The following is a 14,949-nucleotide window of genomic DNA, read 5'->3' on the forward strand; positions in this document are numbered from 1 at the left end:
GGTCGCTTCTGCCGCCCGTAGACCCCCATCCCCAGGGAAAGAACCCATGCGCGAACGCGCCCATACCGCCCTGCCCGCTGCCGTGGCACAGCTCTCCGTCAAGGACGCCACCAAGTCGTACGGGACGAGAACCGTCCTCGACCAGGTCACGTTCTCCGTCCGCCCCGGCGAGAAGGCCGCCGTCATCGGCGAGAACGGCTCCGGCAAGTCGACGCTCCTGCGGCTGCTCGCCGGCGCCGAGACCCCGGACGCCGGTGAGATCACCGTCAGCTTCCCGTCCGGCGTCGGCCACCTCGCCCAGACCCTCGACCTCGACCCGACCTGCACCGTGCAGGACGCGGTCGACCTCGCGCTCGCCGAGCTGCGCGCGATGGAGCGCGGCCTCCGGACGGCCGAGGAGACCCTCGGTGATGCATCCGAGGCCGAACTCGCCGCGTACGGCGAGCTGTTGATCGCGTACGAGGAGCGCGGCGGCTACGCGGCCGACGCGCGCGTCGAGGCCGCGATGCACGGACTCGGCCTCGCCGGGATCACCCGCGACCGCATCCTCGGCTCGCTCTCCGGCGGCGAACAGTCCCGGCTCGCGCTCGCCTGCGTCCTGGCCGCCGCCCCCGAACTCCTCCTCCTCGACGAGCCGACGAACCACCTCGACGCGACCGCCGTCCACTGGCTGGAGGAACAGCTGCGCGCCCACCGCGGCACCGTCGTCGCCGTCACCCACGACCGCGGGTTCCTCGAACGCATCGCCACCACGATCCTCGAGGTGGACCGCGACGCACGGACCGTGCGGCGGTACGGGGACGGCTGGTCCGGGTACCGCACCGCGAAGGCCGCCGCTCGGCGCCGGGCCGAGCAGGACCACGCGGAGTGGCTGACGGACCTCGCCCAGGCCGAGGAACTCCTCGAAGCCGCCACCCGCCGCCTCGCCACCACGGGCAAGGACCCGGGCCAGGGCTTCGGCAAGCACCGCCGCTCGCACGAGGCGAAGCTCGGCGGCCAGGTGCGGTCGGTGCGCGAACGCCTCGAGCAGCTGCGCCGCAATCCGGTGGCCGCGCCGCCGGAGCCGTTGCGGTTCTCGGTGAGTCCGTCCGCGGTGGACGGGGCTTCGGCTCAGGCCCCGACGGCTGACGCCGGCCGGACGCTCGTCGAGCTCACGGACGTACGCGTCGGTGAACGGCTCACCCTCGACGGCGAGTTGACCGTCACGTACGGCCAACGCCTGCTCGTCACGGGCGAGAACGGGGCCGGGAAAACGACCCTGCTGCGCGTGCTCGCCGGAGACCTGGAACCCGACGCGGGCACCGTGCGGCGCCCGGCCCGCATCGGGTACCTGGCGCAGGAGCTGCCCGTACGCTCCACGCGCCTCCCGCTCCTCGACGCCTTCGCCGCGGGACGGCCGGGACCGCCCGACGAGCACGCCCACCTGCTGCTCTCCCTCGGCCTGTTCCGCGAGGAGGACCTCCACGTCCCCGTCGCGGCCCTGTCCGCGGGCCAGCAGCGCCGCCTCCAGCTGGCCGTCCTCGTGACGCGCCCCGCGGACCTCCTCGTCCTGGACGAGCCCACGAACCACATCGCGCTCGACCTGGTCGAGGACCTGGAGACCGCTTTGGCGGCGTACCCGGGAGCGGTGGTCGTCGTCTCGCACGACCGCGACTTCAGGGAGCGGTTCGTGGGGGAGCGGATGGAACTGAAGGCGGGGGAGCGGATGGAGCTGAAGGCAGGCCGCCCGGCCGGCTGACGCGCGGCCGCACCGGTGCCCGGGGACTCAGGCCTGCCCTGCGATTCAGGCCTCTCCGGGCACCCGCACCAGCTCCATCACCATCGCCGGATACGAGGGTGCCTCCGGGGTCGCGTACGCCGGAGGCAGCACGTTGTCCATCCGCAGCCGCAGCGCCTGCCCCGTCGAGGCCAGCGCGATGTGCCAGCCCCAGCCCTCGGCGTACTCCGCGTCGAGCCCCACCGAACCGTCCTCCGCCGGACGGCCGTCGAGGACCATCGGAGCCGGCTTCTGATGCCAGGAGTCACCCCACGTCGCGGTCAGCGTGCCGTCCGCCTCGCCGCTGCCGATCAGGAGCAGCCCCTCCTGCGGACCGTCGGCGGGATGCTCCCAGGTGTACGTGACGCAGGTGAGGTGGCCGCCCGCGGCGAGCGTGAGGGTGGCCGTGGCGGGGGACTCGGCGAGCGGGTCCCCGGGCATCAGACGGAATCCGTTGGTGCCGGTCCAGGCGCCGGTGGCGGAGGCGAGGAGGGCCATGGCGCCAGCATGGCAGCAGGCAGTGTGTTCCGCCGTTCTACGGGCGGCGGGTGGAGTGGGAGGGTATGGGGGCAGGGCATGAGGGCTGGGCTCGCGGTGAGCGGACCTCGCGTCGCGCTCCCGGCTGCCGCTCGGACGGAACGCCTACCGCCGCCCGCGCGGCTTCCCCCGACGGGCACCGCCCTTGCCGCCACCGCTGCCGCCCGCGCGCTGCGTACTCGATCCGCCGCTGCGGGCCGCACCCGTACGACCCGAGCCGCCCTTCGCCGACGAGCCACCCCGCGCGGATCCGCCCTTCGCGGCCGAAGCCTTCCTGGAGCCGGAGCCGGAGCCGGAGCCGGAGCCGGAGCCGGAGCCGGAGCCGGAGCCGGAGCCGGAGCCCGAACCGGAACCCCCCTTGCCCCGCCCCCGCGCCGCATCGACCTCGGACGGCGCCTGCCCGCGCGAGCTGTTCACTGTCCGGCCGCGCACGATGCCGATGAACTGGTCGACCAGGTCGGAGGTCTCGCCGAGCGGCCACACCAGGCCCACCCGGGACTCGGGAGCCGAGGCGAGCGGACGGTACGTGAGGTCCTTGCGGTGGTGCAGACGGGCCAGGGACTGCGGCACGAGCAGGACGCCGATGCCCGCCGCCACCAGCTCGATCGCGTCCGCGGTCGTCGCGGGCCGCTCCAGCGCCGGCTTGCCCGGCAGCTGCTCCCAGCCGAGCGTGTCGTCCAGCGGGTGCAGCACGATCTCGTCGGCCAGATCCTCGAGCGCCACCTCGTCCGCCGCCGTGACCAGGTGATCCTTCGGCACGACGACCACCGTCGTCTCCGCGTACAGCGGGATCGCGTGCAGTGTGTCCTTGTCGACCGGCAGCCGCAGCAGCCCCGCGTCCACACCGCCCGACCGCACCAGCTCCGGGGCGTCCGCCGCCTCGACGGCCACCAGGTCCAGCGGGATGGAGGGCAGCCGCTCACGCCAGATCCGCACCCACTTGGCGGGCGTCGCGCCCGGAACATACGCGAGGCGGAACCCCGCCGGGTCGTCCGAGCCTGTCACCGGGGGTTCCGCCGTGCCTGTCACCCCGCCAGATTACCCGCAGGGGCCCGGCCCCTCCGCCCGGGACGGAACCGCTCGTGGTCGGCCGGACGGCCTGCGATGGCTACCCTTGATCCCATGACGCAGCACCAGAACGCCCAGACCATGAAGCCCGCGACCGCGGCGAAGAAGCTGGGTGTGTACCTTCCGGCCACCCCCGCCGAGTTCCAGGAGGGCGTGGTCTCGCGCGCCGAGCTGGGCGCCCTGCAGGCCGAGCCGCCGCAGTGGCTCGCCGACCTGCGCAAGAACGGCCCGCACCCGCGTCCCGTCGTGGCGTCCAAGCTCGGTGTCTCCATCGCCGGTCTCGCCCGCGGCGGCGTGACCGAGGCGCTGACCACCGACGAGATCGAGGCCCTCCGCGAGGAGATGCCGGAGTGGCTCCGCCAGGAGCGCGCCACCCAGGCGAAGGTCCGCGAGGAGGCCGTCCGCCTCAAGGAGAAGAAGGCCGAGAAGGCGGCGAAGGCGGAGGCCGAGGGCCGCTGATCCAGTTGGACGTACGCGAGGGCTGACCGCCGGTGTGGCGGTCAGCCCTCTCGTACGGTCAGCCCTCTCGCACGAGCAGGGCAGCCGTCTTCAGAAACGGCATCCCGGCCTCGGGTGCGCCATGGGCCAGGCAGTAGAGCCCGGTCGAGACCCGCTCCAGGTAGCCCCACTCCCATACCGCGGCCTCGTCCTGACCGGTCGCGGCAGCGAGCCGCGCACAGTACGCGCGGGCGACGCGGGCCGGTTCGACGGCGGCGAGCAACTGCTCGTTCCACTCCCTGAGCACCACGCCCAGGTCGTACGCGGCCGGTGCGAGGAAGCCCTCCGGGTCGATGAGGACGTAGCCCGTCCCGGCGCCCGCACGGGGTGAGCGGACACGCAGCGCGTTGCCCGGATGCGGATCGCCGTGCGCCGGCACGCACTCCTCCACGGCAAAGCCCTCCAGCTGCCGAGCCCCCGCGAGCGCCCGCGCCACCACCGGCTCCGGACACGGCCGCCCGAGCTCGTGCCACAGGCGGTCCACCAGCTCGTACAGACTGCGCGCCTTGTCGTCGAAGGTCTCGGTGGGGCCCGGGGGCACGGACCAGGCCTGCTGCAGGAGCGCGGCGAGCACGTCCAGCTGCTGCTCCGGCCCGGCGAGCCGTTCCAGCGGCTCACCGAGCCGTTCGAGCAGCAGCGCCTGCCACCCGGAGTCGTACCGCAACAGCCGCACGTAACCCCGCCCTTGCGCCACCCGCAACGTGCGCGCCTGCCCTTCGAACCCACCATCGGGCAACGCGAGTTTCACCACGACCTCCTCACCCGAGGCCGTGACACCGCTCGCCACGCACGCGGCCGTACCCCCGGCCAGAGGCGCTCCGATCCTGAGGTTCCACGCGTCCTCGACCGTCCGCACAAGCGACGGAAGCCCATCGACCCACGCCCGCCCGCGCGCACCCAGACTCAGCGCCTTGTTGCGCGCCATCGGGGAGAGGGAGGGGGAGGTGGGGTCCATGGGGTGACCGTAGCGGTGTCGGCCGGAGGGGCTTGGGCGACATTGCCGTGCGGGCGAGCGGGCGACTGTCATGAACGGAAATCCGGTTCGCTGGACGACACCTGCCGGTGCATGATGCCCACCATGCATGGGGGTGGGGAGCATCGCGGGCCGGGGCGGTACACGCTGACGGACTCGGAGAACGGGCATGTCTGGGGCGTCTGCACCGAGGTGGAGGGGCTGTTCCGGGACCCTGTGCGCGGTACGTACGAGCTGCTGGACTGGGTTCCGGTCAGGAACGAGGTGCCCGGCTGGATCGGCAGCAGCGTGTGGCTGGTGCCGACGGAGGGGATGCACGATCCCTGGCTGCTGACGGATGTCGAAAGCCTCGGACAGCACAACGGATCGGGCAGCCTCGTGCTCAGCGGCCTGGACGACCATCTGGGCCCGCCTGAGGGTTACCGGGGGCGCGTCCGGGTGCACGACGAGCAGCAATGGCTGGGCTCATGCCGGGAGTTCGCCCGTGTGCTTCCGCCCCGGAACGACGAGCCGCACCTCGTGCTGAGAGAGGTGGCCCCGAGTGATCGGCTGCGTCGGGTACTGGCGACGGGAACACGGCGTGCGCTGGACCTGGATGAGGCCTGGCTGGAGATACGGGACGACCAGGGCGAGCCGTTCGCCGACCGCCTGCTGCGGCCCCAAGTCCGAGCATGGCGGCCGTCGCCCGGCGGATCCGACCTGATCGATCTCGAACTCGGCGGCCATGCCGCATCCGTACCGGAATACGCTCGGCCCGTCTGGGAGCGCCGGCTCGCCGGTCCGCCGGACGCCGTCGGCACCTGGGCGGACCTCGGCACCCGGCAGCGTCTGGCCTGGCTCGAACTCGTCCGTGGACACCGAAGTCGTTCGAACCGGCGGGCCAGGCAGGCCGGACACGTCTACGAGCTGGACGGCCACCACATCACCGACGTGCCCGGCCTCTACCTGGCACTCGGCGAGGCCGTGAACGGGCCGGGCGGCTACTTCGGCGGCTGTCCGAGCGCCGTCGAGGACTGTCTGGCCGGCGGTTTCGGCTTCACCGCCCCCGCCACCCTCCTCTGGCGCGATGCAGCGACTGCCCGTCGGCACCTGTCGCGGGTCCTGGAGTCGGACGGCGAGGAGTACGACCTGGTCGACCTGTTGCTCGCAATCCTGGCCGAGGGCGGGCTGACCGTGACGTTCACGTGAGGGGCACGAGTCGGCGGCGTCCTGAGGAGCCCCGCGTGACGCCGCCGTCATCACGTCAATGACCCGCCACGTAATCGCCACCCATCCGCACACCACCGATGCTGCCTGCATGACCGAATCACCCGGAACCGCCGACGTCCTGCTCGCCGCCCTCCCCTTCGCTGCGCACCTGGACATCCGTCTGCCCGAAGCGACCCCCGCCCGCACCATCGCCACCCTCGGCTGGTCGCCCGACTACTGCACGGCCGGCGGCATCCTTCACGGTGGGGCGCTCATGACGCTTGCCGATACCGCCGGGGCGGTGTGTGCGCACCTGCAGCTTCCGCAGGGTGCGGGTACGGCGACCGTCGAGTCCAAGACGAACTTCTTCCGGCCGCTCGCCTCCGGAACGGCCCGCGCCGTGGCCCGGCCGCTGCACGTGGGGCGGTCCTTCGTCGTCGTGCAGACCGATGTGTACGACGACGAGGACCGACTCCTCGGGCAGACGACTCAGACCCAGGCGGTACGGCACGGGTGACGGCCCGCGGGCCTCAGCGGTCGAGGTCGCGGACGTACGTGGCGAACTTCTCCAGGCCGTCGATGTTGCGCGGCCCGCTGATCCCCTCGTTGTAATCGAGGATGAAGAAGTTGTTGCGCTCGACCGCCGGCAGGTTCCTCGTGTGCGGGGACTTCTTCAGGAACTCGATCTTCTTCGTGGCCGGCTGGTCCCCGTAGTCGAGGATCATGATGACCTCGGGCTGCGCCTTCGTCACGGCCTCCCACGTGACCTGCGTCCAGCGCTGGTCGAGCCCGTCGAAGATGTTGCGGCCGCCGGCCGTGGCGATGATGTCGTTGGGCGGGACCTGGCTGCCCGCGGTGTACGGCTGGTCCGTGCCCGAGTCGTAGAGGAAGACGGGGACGGGGTCGGCGGTCTTGGGTGCCTTGGCGGCGACCGTCGAGACCCGGGACTTCAGGTCGCTCACGACGCTCTTGGCGCGGTTCTCGACGCGGAAGATCTTCCCGAGGCGTTCGAGGTCGGAGTAGAGGCCTTCGAAGGGCGTCACCTTCTGCGGGAAGCCGGGGTAGTTGAAGCAGCTCTCCGTGTGCATGAAGCTCTGGATGCCCAGCTTGTCGAGGATCTCCGGCGTGATGCCGCGCTGGTCGCTGAAGCCCGAGTTCCAGCCCGCCACCACCAGGTCGGCCTTCGCCTCGACCACGATCTCCTTGTTGAGGAGGTCGTCGCTGAGCATCTTCACCTTGGCGTAGTCCTTCGCCCAAGGGGACTCGGACACGGGCGGGTTGGCGGGCGGCATCACATAGCCGTGGACCTTGTCGGCGAGCCCGAGGCTGAACAGCTTGTCGGCGCTGCCCCCTTCGTAGGCGACCGCCCGCTTCGGCGGCGTGTACGCCACGGACTCGCCGCAGCGCTCGACCTCGGTCCGGGTGGCGGCCGCGCCCTCGGCGTCGGTGGAGACCTCGGCGCCGCAGGCCGTCAGGAGCAGCGCGAGCGCCGAGGCGGAGCCGAGTGCGGCGCGGCGGCGCAGAGGTACGGGGGTGGTGGAGAGCATGTGCAAGGTGCCTTTCATGGAGTGAGGGAGGGCGCGGGACCGGCGGTCCGGTCCGTGGAGGGTGCGGGGCCGGCGGTCCGGTCCGCGGAGGAGGTGGTCAGGGCGTACAGGACCTGTGGGTCCCCGGTCAGCGGGTGCGTCACCACGTCGGCGCGCACTCCGAAGACCTCCTGCACCAGCTCGGGCGTCAGGACCTCGGCGGGCGTGCCGGCCGTGACCAATCGGCCCTCGCCGAGCACGGCGAGGCGGTCGCACGCGGCCGCGGCCAGGTTGAGGTCGTGCAGCACGACCAGGACGGTGAGCCCCGCGCCGCGCAGGAACGACAGGAGTTCGATCTGATGGCGTACGTCGAGATGGTTCGTGGGCTCGTCGAGGACGAGGATCTCCGGCTCCTGGACGAGCGCACGGGCCACGAGCACCCGCTGGCGCTCGCCCCCGGAGAGCCCGAGGATGCCGCGCCCGGCGAGCGGGGTGAGGCCGAGCCGGTCCAGGACCTGGGCGCACAGCTCGCGTTCGCGCGGGCTCAGGGCCTGGGCGCCGCGCAGATGCGGCGCGCGGCCCAGCGCGACGACCTCCTCGACCGTGAAGTCGAGGTCCACCGTGCCGTCCTGCGTGAGCGCCGCCACGAGTTGCGCACTGCGCCGCGGGCTCAGCCCGGCGAGATCGTCCGGGCCGACCCGGACCGCTCCGGAGCTCGGCCGCAGCGCACGGTAGACGCAGCGCAGCGCCGTCGACTTGCCGCTGCCGTTGGGCCCGACGAGCCCCACGACCTGGCCGCTCGGCACGTCGAGCGACAACTCCCGTACGAGACTGCGTCCGTCGGTCACGACCGTCAGGCGGTCCAGTGCCAGATCCATCAACGGCCCCCGAAGACATAGCCCTTGCGCCGCAGCAAGGTGAGGAACACGGGCACGCCCACGAGCGCGGTGATCACGCCGAGGGGAAGTTCGCGCGGGGCGACCAGGGTGCGGGCCACGAGATCCGCCCACACCATGAACACCGCGCCGGCCAGGGGCGCGACGGCGAGCACCCGCCGGTGCGTGGCGCCCACGACCATGCGGACCAGGTGCGGAACGATCAGACCGACGAAGGCGATCGCTCCGGACACGGCCACCAGGACACCCGTGACCAGCGAGACGAGCAGCAGCAGCCGCCGGCGTCGGCGGTCCGCGTCGAGACCGAGACTGGCCGCGCTCTCGTCGCCGAGCGCGAGAAGATCGAGTGAGCGCGCCTCGCGCAGGAGCACGAGCAGACCGAGCGCGACGACGCCCGCCACGACCGGCAGCGAGCCCCACTGCGCCGCGCCGAACCCGCCGAGCGTCCAGTACAGGACGCTGCTGGTCGCCTCGTTGTCCGGGCCGAAGTAGATCAGCACGCTCATCAGGGCCTGGAACCCGAACGACAGGGCGACCCCGGTCAGGACGAGCCGCAGCGGCGCCAGGACGCCCCGGCGCGCGGACACCACGAAGACGAGGACCGAGGCGGCCAGCGCCCCGAGGAACGCCCCCACCGACACGGCGTAGATCCCGAACGCCGCGAGCCCGCCGCTCACCGTCACGGACACCGCACCGACGGAGGCACCGGAGGAGACCCCGAGCACGAACGGATCGGCCAGCGCGTTGCGCACCATCGCCTGCACGGCGACCCCGACCGCGCTCAGCCCGGCACCGACGAGGGCCGCGAGCAGCACACGGGGTGTCCGGATCTGCCAGACGATCTGGTACGCGGTCACCTCGTCGGCCCCGATCCGCCCGCCGGTCACGGCGGACCACAGGTAGCGCGCGGTGTCGGCGGGGGAGACCACGGCGGCGCCGAGGCCGATGGCGACGACGACGGACACGAGCAGGGCGAGCGCGAGGGTGCCGCAGACGAGGGGGAGCCCACCGCGGCGTCGTGCGCGGAGCGACGGAACGGCGGCTTGCACGGCGGTCATTCGGCCACCACCGCCTGCGCCGGGGCGGGCACCATCGCCTGCGCCGGGGCCGGCGCCCGGTCCCAGCTCATCCGGCACCAGGGCAGGGCCAGCTGGTCCTGGTCGCTGATCCGGCGCGGCGCGAGCCGGTCGAACGGCACCGCCTCCGCGTGCCGCGCGAACACGCTCTCCGCGTACCGGTGACCGGTGTCGGCCGCCACGAACACCACGGTGCGATCCGCGTCGAGCTCTCGCTCCCAGCGGGCCGCCAAGTGCGCCGCACCGCTGGACAGCCCCGCGAACACCGCGTACCGCCGCAGCAGTTCGACGCTTCCGCTCAGCGCCGCGTCGAAGGCGGTCCAGTGGATCACGTCGTACGCGGCGTGCCGTACGTTCCCGAACGGTATGGAGCTGCCGATCCCGGCGATGATGATCTCCGGATCGGCGACCTGCTCACCGCCGAACGTGACACTGCCGAAGGGCTGCACGCCGACGAGCCGCACGTCCGCCCCGGCCGCCCGCAGATAGTGCGCGAGCGCCCCGGTCGAGGCTCCCGACCCGACCCCGCCGACCAGCGTGAGCGGCTCGCCCGCGGTCTCCTCGCGCAGCCGCGCCGCCACCGCCTCGTACCCGAGGTAGTGGATCTCGTCGTGGTACTGCCGCATCCAGTGGTACCCCGGGTGCTCGGTGAGGATCTCCCGCACCCGCGCCACCCGCCGCTTCTGGTCCAGCTTGAGATCGCTGCACGGCTCCATCTGCTCCAACGTGGCGCCGAGCACGGCGAGTTGGGTGCGCAGCGTGCGGTCCACGGTGGTCGAGCCGACGATGTGGCAGCGCAGGCCGTGGCGGTGGCAGGCCAGGGCGAGGGCGTACGCGTAGATCCCGCTCGAACTGTCCAGGAGCGTGTCCCCGCGCCGTACCGCTCCGGTCTCAAGCAGACGGCGTACGGCGGCGAGCGCGGAGACGACCTTCATGGTCTCGAACCGCAGGCACAGGAGCCGCTCGTCGAGACGTACCAGATCCGGCCGGCCGATCGCCTCGGCGATGTGCTCGTCCATGAAAGCTCTCCTCGTAGGGGGATGCGGGTACGGGTACGGATGCCGGAAGCGTGCTGAAGGTCCGCGTGGCGGGCAGTCCCGCGCGCTCCAGCTCCCGCGAGCAGAGCCGCAGCCGCCGGTGCACGCCGGGCGACGCGGGATCGAACAGCACCCCGGCCACACAGCCGCTGTGCGCGATCTGCACCCCGAGCGCACCGCTGCGCGCGGCCACGGCGGTGAGGGCGTCGAAGTCCGGGTGCCGCAGCCGCCGTTGCCCGAGCCGTGCGCTGGCCGTGCAGACCCGGCCGACCAGCGCGCGGTCACCCGTCTTGAGCGCCCGCCGGAACAGGGCACGCAACTGCTCGTAGACATGGATCTGCTCGTCACCGAGCGAGGGAAGGGCCAAGGTGTCCACCGGCCGTCCGCCCGACAGCGCGCAGCCGACCACGATGAGTGCGGGCAGCCGTGCCCCGAACTCCTCGATGACCCGCCCGTCCCGCTGTGCGAACAGCCGCGGCCGCCCGTCCAGCATCAGCGGATCGCAGGCCTGCTCGGCGCGCACGGCGATACGGGCCACTTCGGCCGGGCCGAGCGCCACCTCGTACGCATCCGCGACCGCTCTCACGGTGGCGATCACATCGCTGGTGGAGCTGCCCATCCCGAGCCCGACCGGCACGTCGCCCAACAGCCGCAACTCACCGCCGCACGGCTCCGCTTGCAGCCGGTCCGCACACAGGTCCCGCGTCAGCACGGCCGCCCGCAGTGCTTTCGTACGGTCGTGGGGGACCACCTCGATGGCGCCGCCCGGACGCGGCAGGAACTCCGCCCGCGTCCCGTGCGCGTCGAGCGGCAGCGTCACCAGACCGGCCCGCCGCTCGCCTTGCCCGTCGAGGAACACGCCCTGCAGCAGCTCGCCGTGGTGGCAGGGCGCGGACCCGATGCCACGCTTCACGCGCCACCCACCGGGGCGCGGTAGCGGTACAGGCGCGTGGGTTCGGCGCTGAACTGCGAGAACGGGAAGGGCTCCGCGGACAGCGCGCTCACCCCGTGCCCGAGGAAGGCCCGCGCGACCGAACTGCCCGACTGCGCGTAGACGATCAGTGGCACACCGCGTTCGCGGCAGCGCGCGAGGATCGTGTCGAAGCTGCCGTTGCCGAGCGTCATCCCGGTCGCGATCACGGCGTCGGCCGTGTCGAGGACCTGGTGCATGTCGTCGGTGACCGGGTCGCCCCACTGCGTGGTGCGCAGATTGAAGTCGCACGGCAGCGGCACACCGCCCCGCTCCCGGATCGCCGCGACCAGCGGATTGACGACCCCGATCAGGCCGACGTGCGCACCGGGCGCGGTGTCGAGCAGGCCGGCGATGGCCGCATCGCGTGCGTGCGCGCGGACTTCGGGCGGCCCGGCGGGCAGGGTCACGACACTCTCGGCGTCCGGGTGCCCGTCGTGGGGGTGTACGGATCCGAGGTACGCGTCGAGTGCGGCGATCCGCAGTGGACGCGGTCCTTCGCGCAGGAGGACGTCCAGTGGGGCGCCCGAGCCCTCCCGGCAGACCGCCGGGTCGATCTCGCCCGCCTCGAAGGCACAGCCGCCGAAGGCGCTGCCGACGCGGACGAGGGCGTACTGGTTGAGATAGGTCACGTCGCCGCCCGCGAGGCGTGTGCCGTGGTGGATCCAGAACACGCTCGTGGCCGTCAGGGCGGCCGGCTCGGGGCCGAGTCCGGCGGTGAGTGCCGCGGCGAAGAGGTCGTCGGTGTGCTTCATGCCCAGTCCTCGTGGACGCGGGGCACGGCAGGAGTGCGCATCAAGGTGCTTTCACCTCAGGGGAGTTGGCAGGCCGGGGCGCTGCGGTGCGCTCCGGGCAGGGGTGGGTCCGTGGACTCGTGCCGCTGGGGTGCGGTCCGACCCGAGGCCCACACCATAACGACAATCGTTTCCATTAAGCTACCCCGGGGGCCGCGCCAAGGCCCGCCCTCGATGCCTGCCCGCACGCTGCAACTCGACTGGAGTGCACCACTTTGACCAGTTCATCCACCCATGTGCCGCCGACCGCTCCACAGCGCTCGGTTCTCCGCGAGCCGGCCTTCCTGCGCCTGTGGACCGGCACGACAGCCTCAGGGCTCGCGACCTGGGCCCTGCCCTTCGTGCTCGGTCTCGCGGTCCTCCAACGCGACCTGACCGCAGGCGAGTTGGGGCTCGTGCTCGCCGCGCGCACCGGCGGCTTCCTGCTCGCCGTCGCGATAGGCGGGGTCCTCGCCGACCGCCACGCGCGGCGCGCGGTCGTCCTCTGGTCGGCCCTCGCCGCGGCCGCCGCCGCTCCGCTGCTGGCCGCCGGGCTCGGGCGCTCGACCGCCCTGATGATGGCGGCGGCCGCGCTCGCCGGGGCGGGGCAAGGCGCCTGCCGCCCCGCGTTCCAGGCGCTCACGGCCGAGATCGTCGACCCGTCGCGGCGGCAGCAGGCCAACGCGGCGATGACCTTCTCCGTGCGCGTCAGCGCGTTGCTCGGACCCTCGCTCGCCGCGCTCCTGGCCGCCTTCTTCGATACGGCGGCGCTGCTGCTCGGAATCGGTGCGCTCTGGCTGGTCGCGGCCCTTGCGCCGGGACGCGGCAAGCCCGCCGCTCCCTCCGGGGAGCCCCGACGCGGCTCCTTCGCCGGCGAGTTCATGGACGGCGTACGCGAGGCGCGCCGCCACCCCTGGTTCGTGGCCGGGCTCGCCGCGCTCACCGCCGTCATAGCCACCGGCTACTCGGCGACCGGGGTCGCCCTGCCGCTGGTCAGCCGCGACCGCTACGGCACCGGGTTCGTGCTCGCGGCCGCCATGACCGCGTACACCCTGGGCGCGCTGGCCGGCGCCGTGCTCATCGCCCGGCTGCGGCCCCGCGCCCAGGGCTGGACGGCCCTCGCCGGGCTGGCGGCCTACGGCTTCGCGCCGCTGTCGCTGATGCTGCCGGTCCACCCGGCGGTGGTCATCGCGGCGTACGCGGTCGCCGGGATCGGCATCGAGCTCTTCAACGTCCCCTGGTTCACCGCGACCCAGCGGGAGGCCGCGCCCGACAAGCTGGCCCGGGTGTCGTCCCTGGACTTCCTGCTCTCGTACGGGCTCGCCCCCGTCGGCCTGGCGCTGATCGCCCCCGCGATCACGGCGTTCGGTACCGGTCCGGTCCTCGCCGTGTGCGCCGTGACCTGCTTTCTCGCACCCGCGGCGGCGGCCCTCGTCCCCACGAGCCGCCACTTCTCGCGCGCCGCGGATTCCCGTAAGGAGGACCGGAAGCCATGACCATGCGTACCCCACACGCCGCGCGCACCCCTCACGCCACGCGCACCTCTCACACCACGCGCACCGCTCCACCTTCACCGATGAACGCGAGCAGCCGCTCACCCTCCGCCTCGACCTGCTCGCGATCGGCGGGTGAGAGCGGGACGAACATCTCGGCCTCCAGCGCCGCCGGTCCCGTCTTCGCCGCCCGGTCGATCCTCCATCGGCCCGCCACCCGGCCGTCCACGAGGACGGTCGCGGCGACGCTGCCGTTGCGGGTGTTGGTGATCGCGCGGTGCTCGTCGCTGATGATCCGGGTGCGGTCGGCGTACGCGACCAGGAGGTTGTCGTACTCGGGGAGGAAGCGCACGGGCGCGGGGGTGTCGGGATCGGGGCGTGGCGCGTCGGGCAGGTCGAACAGCTCGGCGCCCGATTCGGCCGAACGGTAGGTGACGAGCTTCGGCCTGAGCTCGTCGACCGGCTGCTTCAGCCGCGTCAGGCCCGACCAGGCCTGGATGTCCTTGACCGTCGCCGGTCCGAAGGCCGCGAGGTAGCGGAGGATCAGCTCGGCCGGGCCGTCGGCCTCCGGCAGCGGGCCGCCGAGCCAGGACTCGACGGTGGCCATCGGTGTCGCGCCGCCCGCGCCCCACGTGCCGCCCGGCGGAACGTAGAGCATCGGCAGCAGGTACTGCACCGAGTGCAGCAGCGCGGTCGCGTCCCGCTCGGGCCACCGCTCGGCCAGCGCGGCCCGCAGCTCGCCGTTCGTACTGTGCCGCGCATCAAGCACCGAGGCGCCGAACGCGGTCAGCTCACCCAGATCCATCCCCTCCGTGTCCCGCCGGAAGAACCCGCGCTGCGCCTTGTCGAACACCGGCTGCAGCACGGGCCGCAGCCGCCGGAAGTCCCGCGCGGTCGCCACGTGCAGCGTGCCGCGCATCAGTCCGCCCCGAACGACGTCCCGCGCCGTCAGCAACTCCGTGAGATCGGCGAGCGCGAACCCGGACAGCCGTGACCACAGCCCCACATAGGGCGGATTCGCCAATTGCGCCTGGAGCCCGACCAGATGCTCGACAGCCTCCTCGACCCCCAGCCCATGCCGCCGCAGCAACAGCTGCCGAGCCAGCGAGGCGCGCCCCAGCGCCCGGTTGTCGAGTACGGCTCCACCCGGCATACGGC

The 14,949-nt window shown here is 72.8% G+C and carries 15 protein-coding genes; 5 read left to right on the forward strand and 10 right to left on the reverse strand.

Annotated features, from left to right (window positions below):
• Positions 1-46: 46 nt before the first annotated feature.
• On the forward strand, positions 47-1,738 hold the full coding sequence (abc-f, locus tag ACIBI4_RS11555; RefSeq protein WP_399203508.1) for a ribosomal protection-like ABC-F family protein: 1,692 nt from the start codon (positions 47-49) through the stop codon (positions 1,736-1,738).
• A gap of 45 nt (positions 1,739-1,783) precedes the next feature.
• Here abc-f and ACIBI4_RS11560 read toward each other — a convergent pair whose 3' ends face one another.
• Positions 1,784-2,254 carry a hypothetical protein gene (locus tag ACIBI4_RS11560; protein ID WP_399203509.1) on the reverse strand — a complete coding sequence of 157 codons (471 nt, stop codon included), beginning with the start codon at positions 2,252-2,254 and terminating at the stop codon, positions 1,784-1,786.
• Between the two features lie 144 nt (positions 2,255-2,398).
• The gene (locus tag ACIBI4_RS11565; protein ID WP_399203777.1) at positions 2,399-3,298 is read right to left on the reverse strand and encodes a LysR family transcriptional regulator substrate-binding protein; all 900 of its coding nucleotides are present in this window, start codon (positions 3,296-3,298) and stop codon (positions 2,399-2,401) included.
• A 117-nt stretch (positions 3,299-3,415) separates the two neighbouring features.
• On the opposite strand from ACIBI4_RS11565, the gene ACIBI4_RS11570 reads away from it, so the two are divergent.
• Positions 3,416-3,820, forward strand: coding sequence for a DUF5997 family protein (locus tag ACIBI4_RS11570; protein WP_399203510.1), 405 nt, complete (start codon positions 3,416-3,418; stop codon positions 3,818-3,820).
• A 58-nt stretch (positions 3,821-3,878) separates the two neighbouring features.
• On the opposite strand, the gene ACIBI4_RS11575 is transcribed toward ACIBI4_RS11570, so the two are convergent.
• On the reverse strand, positions 3,879-4,814 hold the full coding sequence (locus tag ACIBI4_RS11575; protein WP_399203511.1) for an aminoglycoside phosphotransferase family protein: 936 nt from the start codon (positions 4,812-4,814) through the stop codon (positions 3,879-3,881).
• Between the two features lie 123 nt (positions 4,815-4,937).
• Between ACIBI4_RS11575 and ACIBI4_RS11580 the strand changes: the two genes are divergently transcribed.
• Complete coding sequence (locus ACIBI4_RS11580; protein WP_399203512.1) at positions 4,938-6,020, forward strand: hypothetical protein; 1,083 nt, start codon at positions 4,938-4,940, stop codon at positions 6,018-6,020.
• Positions 6,021-6,129: 109 nt separating this feature from the next.
• Entirely contained in the window at positions 6,130-6,537 is a 408-nt protein-coding gene (locus ACIBI4_RS11585; protein ID WP_399203513.1) for a PaaI family thioesterase, read from the forward strand.
• A gap of 13 nt (positions 6,538-6,550) precedes the next feature.
• Here ACIBI4_RS11585 and ACIBI4_RS11590 read toward each other — a convergent pair whose 3' ends face one another.
• The 6 genes from ACIBI4_RS11590 to ACIBI4_RS11615 are packed head-to-tail and all read right to left on the reverse strand — an operon-like array spanning position 6,551 to position 12,280.
• Positions 6,551-7,567: an ABC transporter substrate-binding protein gene (locus ACIBI4_RS11590; RefSeq protein ID WP_399203779.1), complete on the reverse strand. Its 1,017-nt coding sequence runs from the start codon at positions 7,565-7,567 to the stop codon at positions 6,551-6,553.
• Positions 7,568-7,581: 14 nt separating this feature from the next.
• Positions 7,582-8,424, reverse strand: coding sequence for an ABC transporter ATP-binding protein (locus ACIBI4_RS11595; protein ID WP_399203515.1), 843 nt, complete (start codon positions 8,422-8,424; stop codon positions 7,582-7,584).
• Positions 8,424-9,500 (reverse strand): FecCD family ABC transporter permease, encoded by a 1,077-nt coding sequence (locus tag ACIBI4_RS11600; RefSeq protein ID WP_399203516.1) that lies wholly within the window; start codon positions 9,498-9,500, stop codon positions 8,424-8,426. Before ACIBI4_RS11600 ends, ACIBI4_RS11595 begins: the two co-directional genes overlap by 1 nt.
• Positions 9,497-10,453, reverse strand: a complete 957-nt coding sequence (locus tag ACIBI4_RS11605; RefSeq protein ID WP_399203781.1) for a pyridoxal-phosphate dependent enzyme — start codon at positions 10,451-10,453, stop codon at positions 9,497-9,499. The genes ACIBI4_RS11600 and ACIBI4_RS11605 overlap by 4 nt, the downstream gene beginning before the upstream one ends.
• Entirely contained in the window at positions 10,410-11,468 is a 1,059-nt protein-coding gene (locus ACIBI4_RS11610; RefSeq protein WP_399203517.1) for a GHMP kinase, read from the reverse strand. The genes ACIBI4_RS11605 and ACIBI4_RS11610 overlap by 44 nt, the downstream gene beginning before the upstream one ends.
• Positions 11,465-12,280 carry a Rossmann-like domain-containing protein gene (locus ACIBI4_RS11615; RefSeq protein WP_399203519.1) on the reverse strand — a complete coding sequence of 272 codons (816 nt, stop codon included), beginning with the start codon at positions 12,278-12,280 and terminating at the stop codon, positions 11,465-11,467. The genes ACIBI4_RS11610 and ACIBI4_RS11615 overlap by 4 nt, the downstream gene beginning before the upstream one ends.
• 254 nt (positions 12,281-12,534) lie before the next feature.
• Between ACIBI4_RS11615 and ACIBI4_RS11620 the strand changes: the two genes are divergently transcribed.
• Entirely contained in the window at positions 12,535-13,794 is a 1,260-nt protein-coding gene (locus tag ACIBI4_RS11620) for an MFS transporter (RefSeq protein WP_399203520.1), read from the forward strand.
• A 49-nt stretch (positions 13,795-13,843) separates the two neighbouring features.
• Here the strand turns inward: ACIBI4_RS11620 and ACIBI4_RS11625 are convergent, their stop codons facing one another.
• Positions 13,844-14,944 carry a winged helix DNA-binding domain-containing protein gene (locus ACIBI4_RS11625; protein ID WP_399203521.1) on the reverse strand — a complete coding sequence of 367 codons (1,101 nt, stop codon included), beginning with the start codon at positions 14,942-14,944 and terminating at the stop codon, positions 13,844-13,846.
• Positions 14,945-14,949: the final 5 nt, after the last annotated feature.

The sequence above is a fragment of the Streptomyces sp. NPDC050418 genome, from assembly GCF_044458745.1.
In the GTDB taxonomy this organism is placed as follows: Bacteria; Actinomycetota; Actinomycetes; order Streptomycetales; family Streptomycetaceae; genus Streptomyces.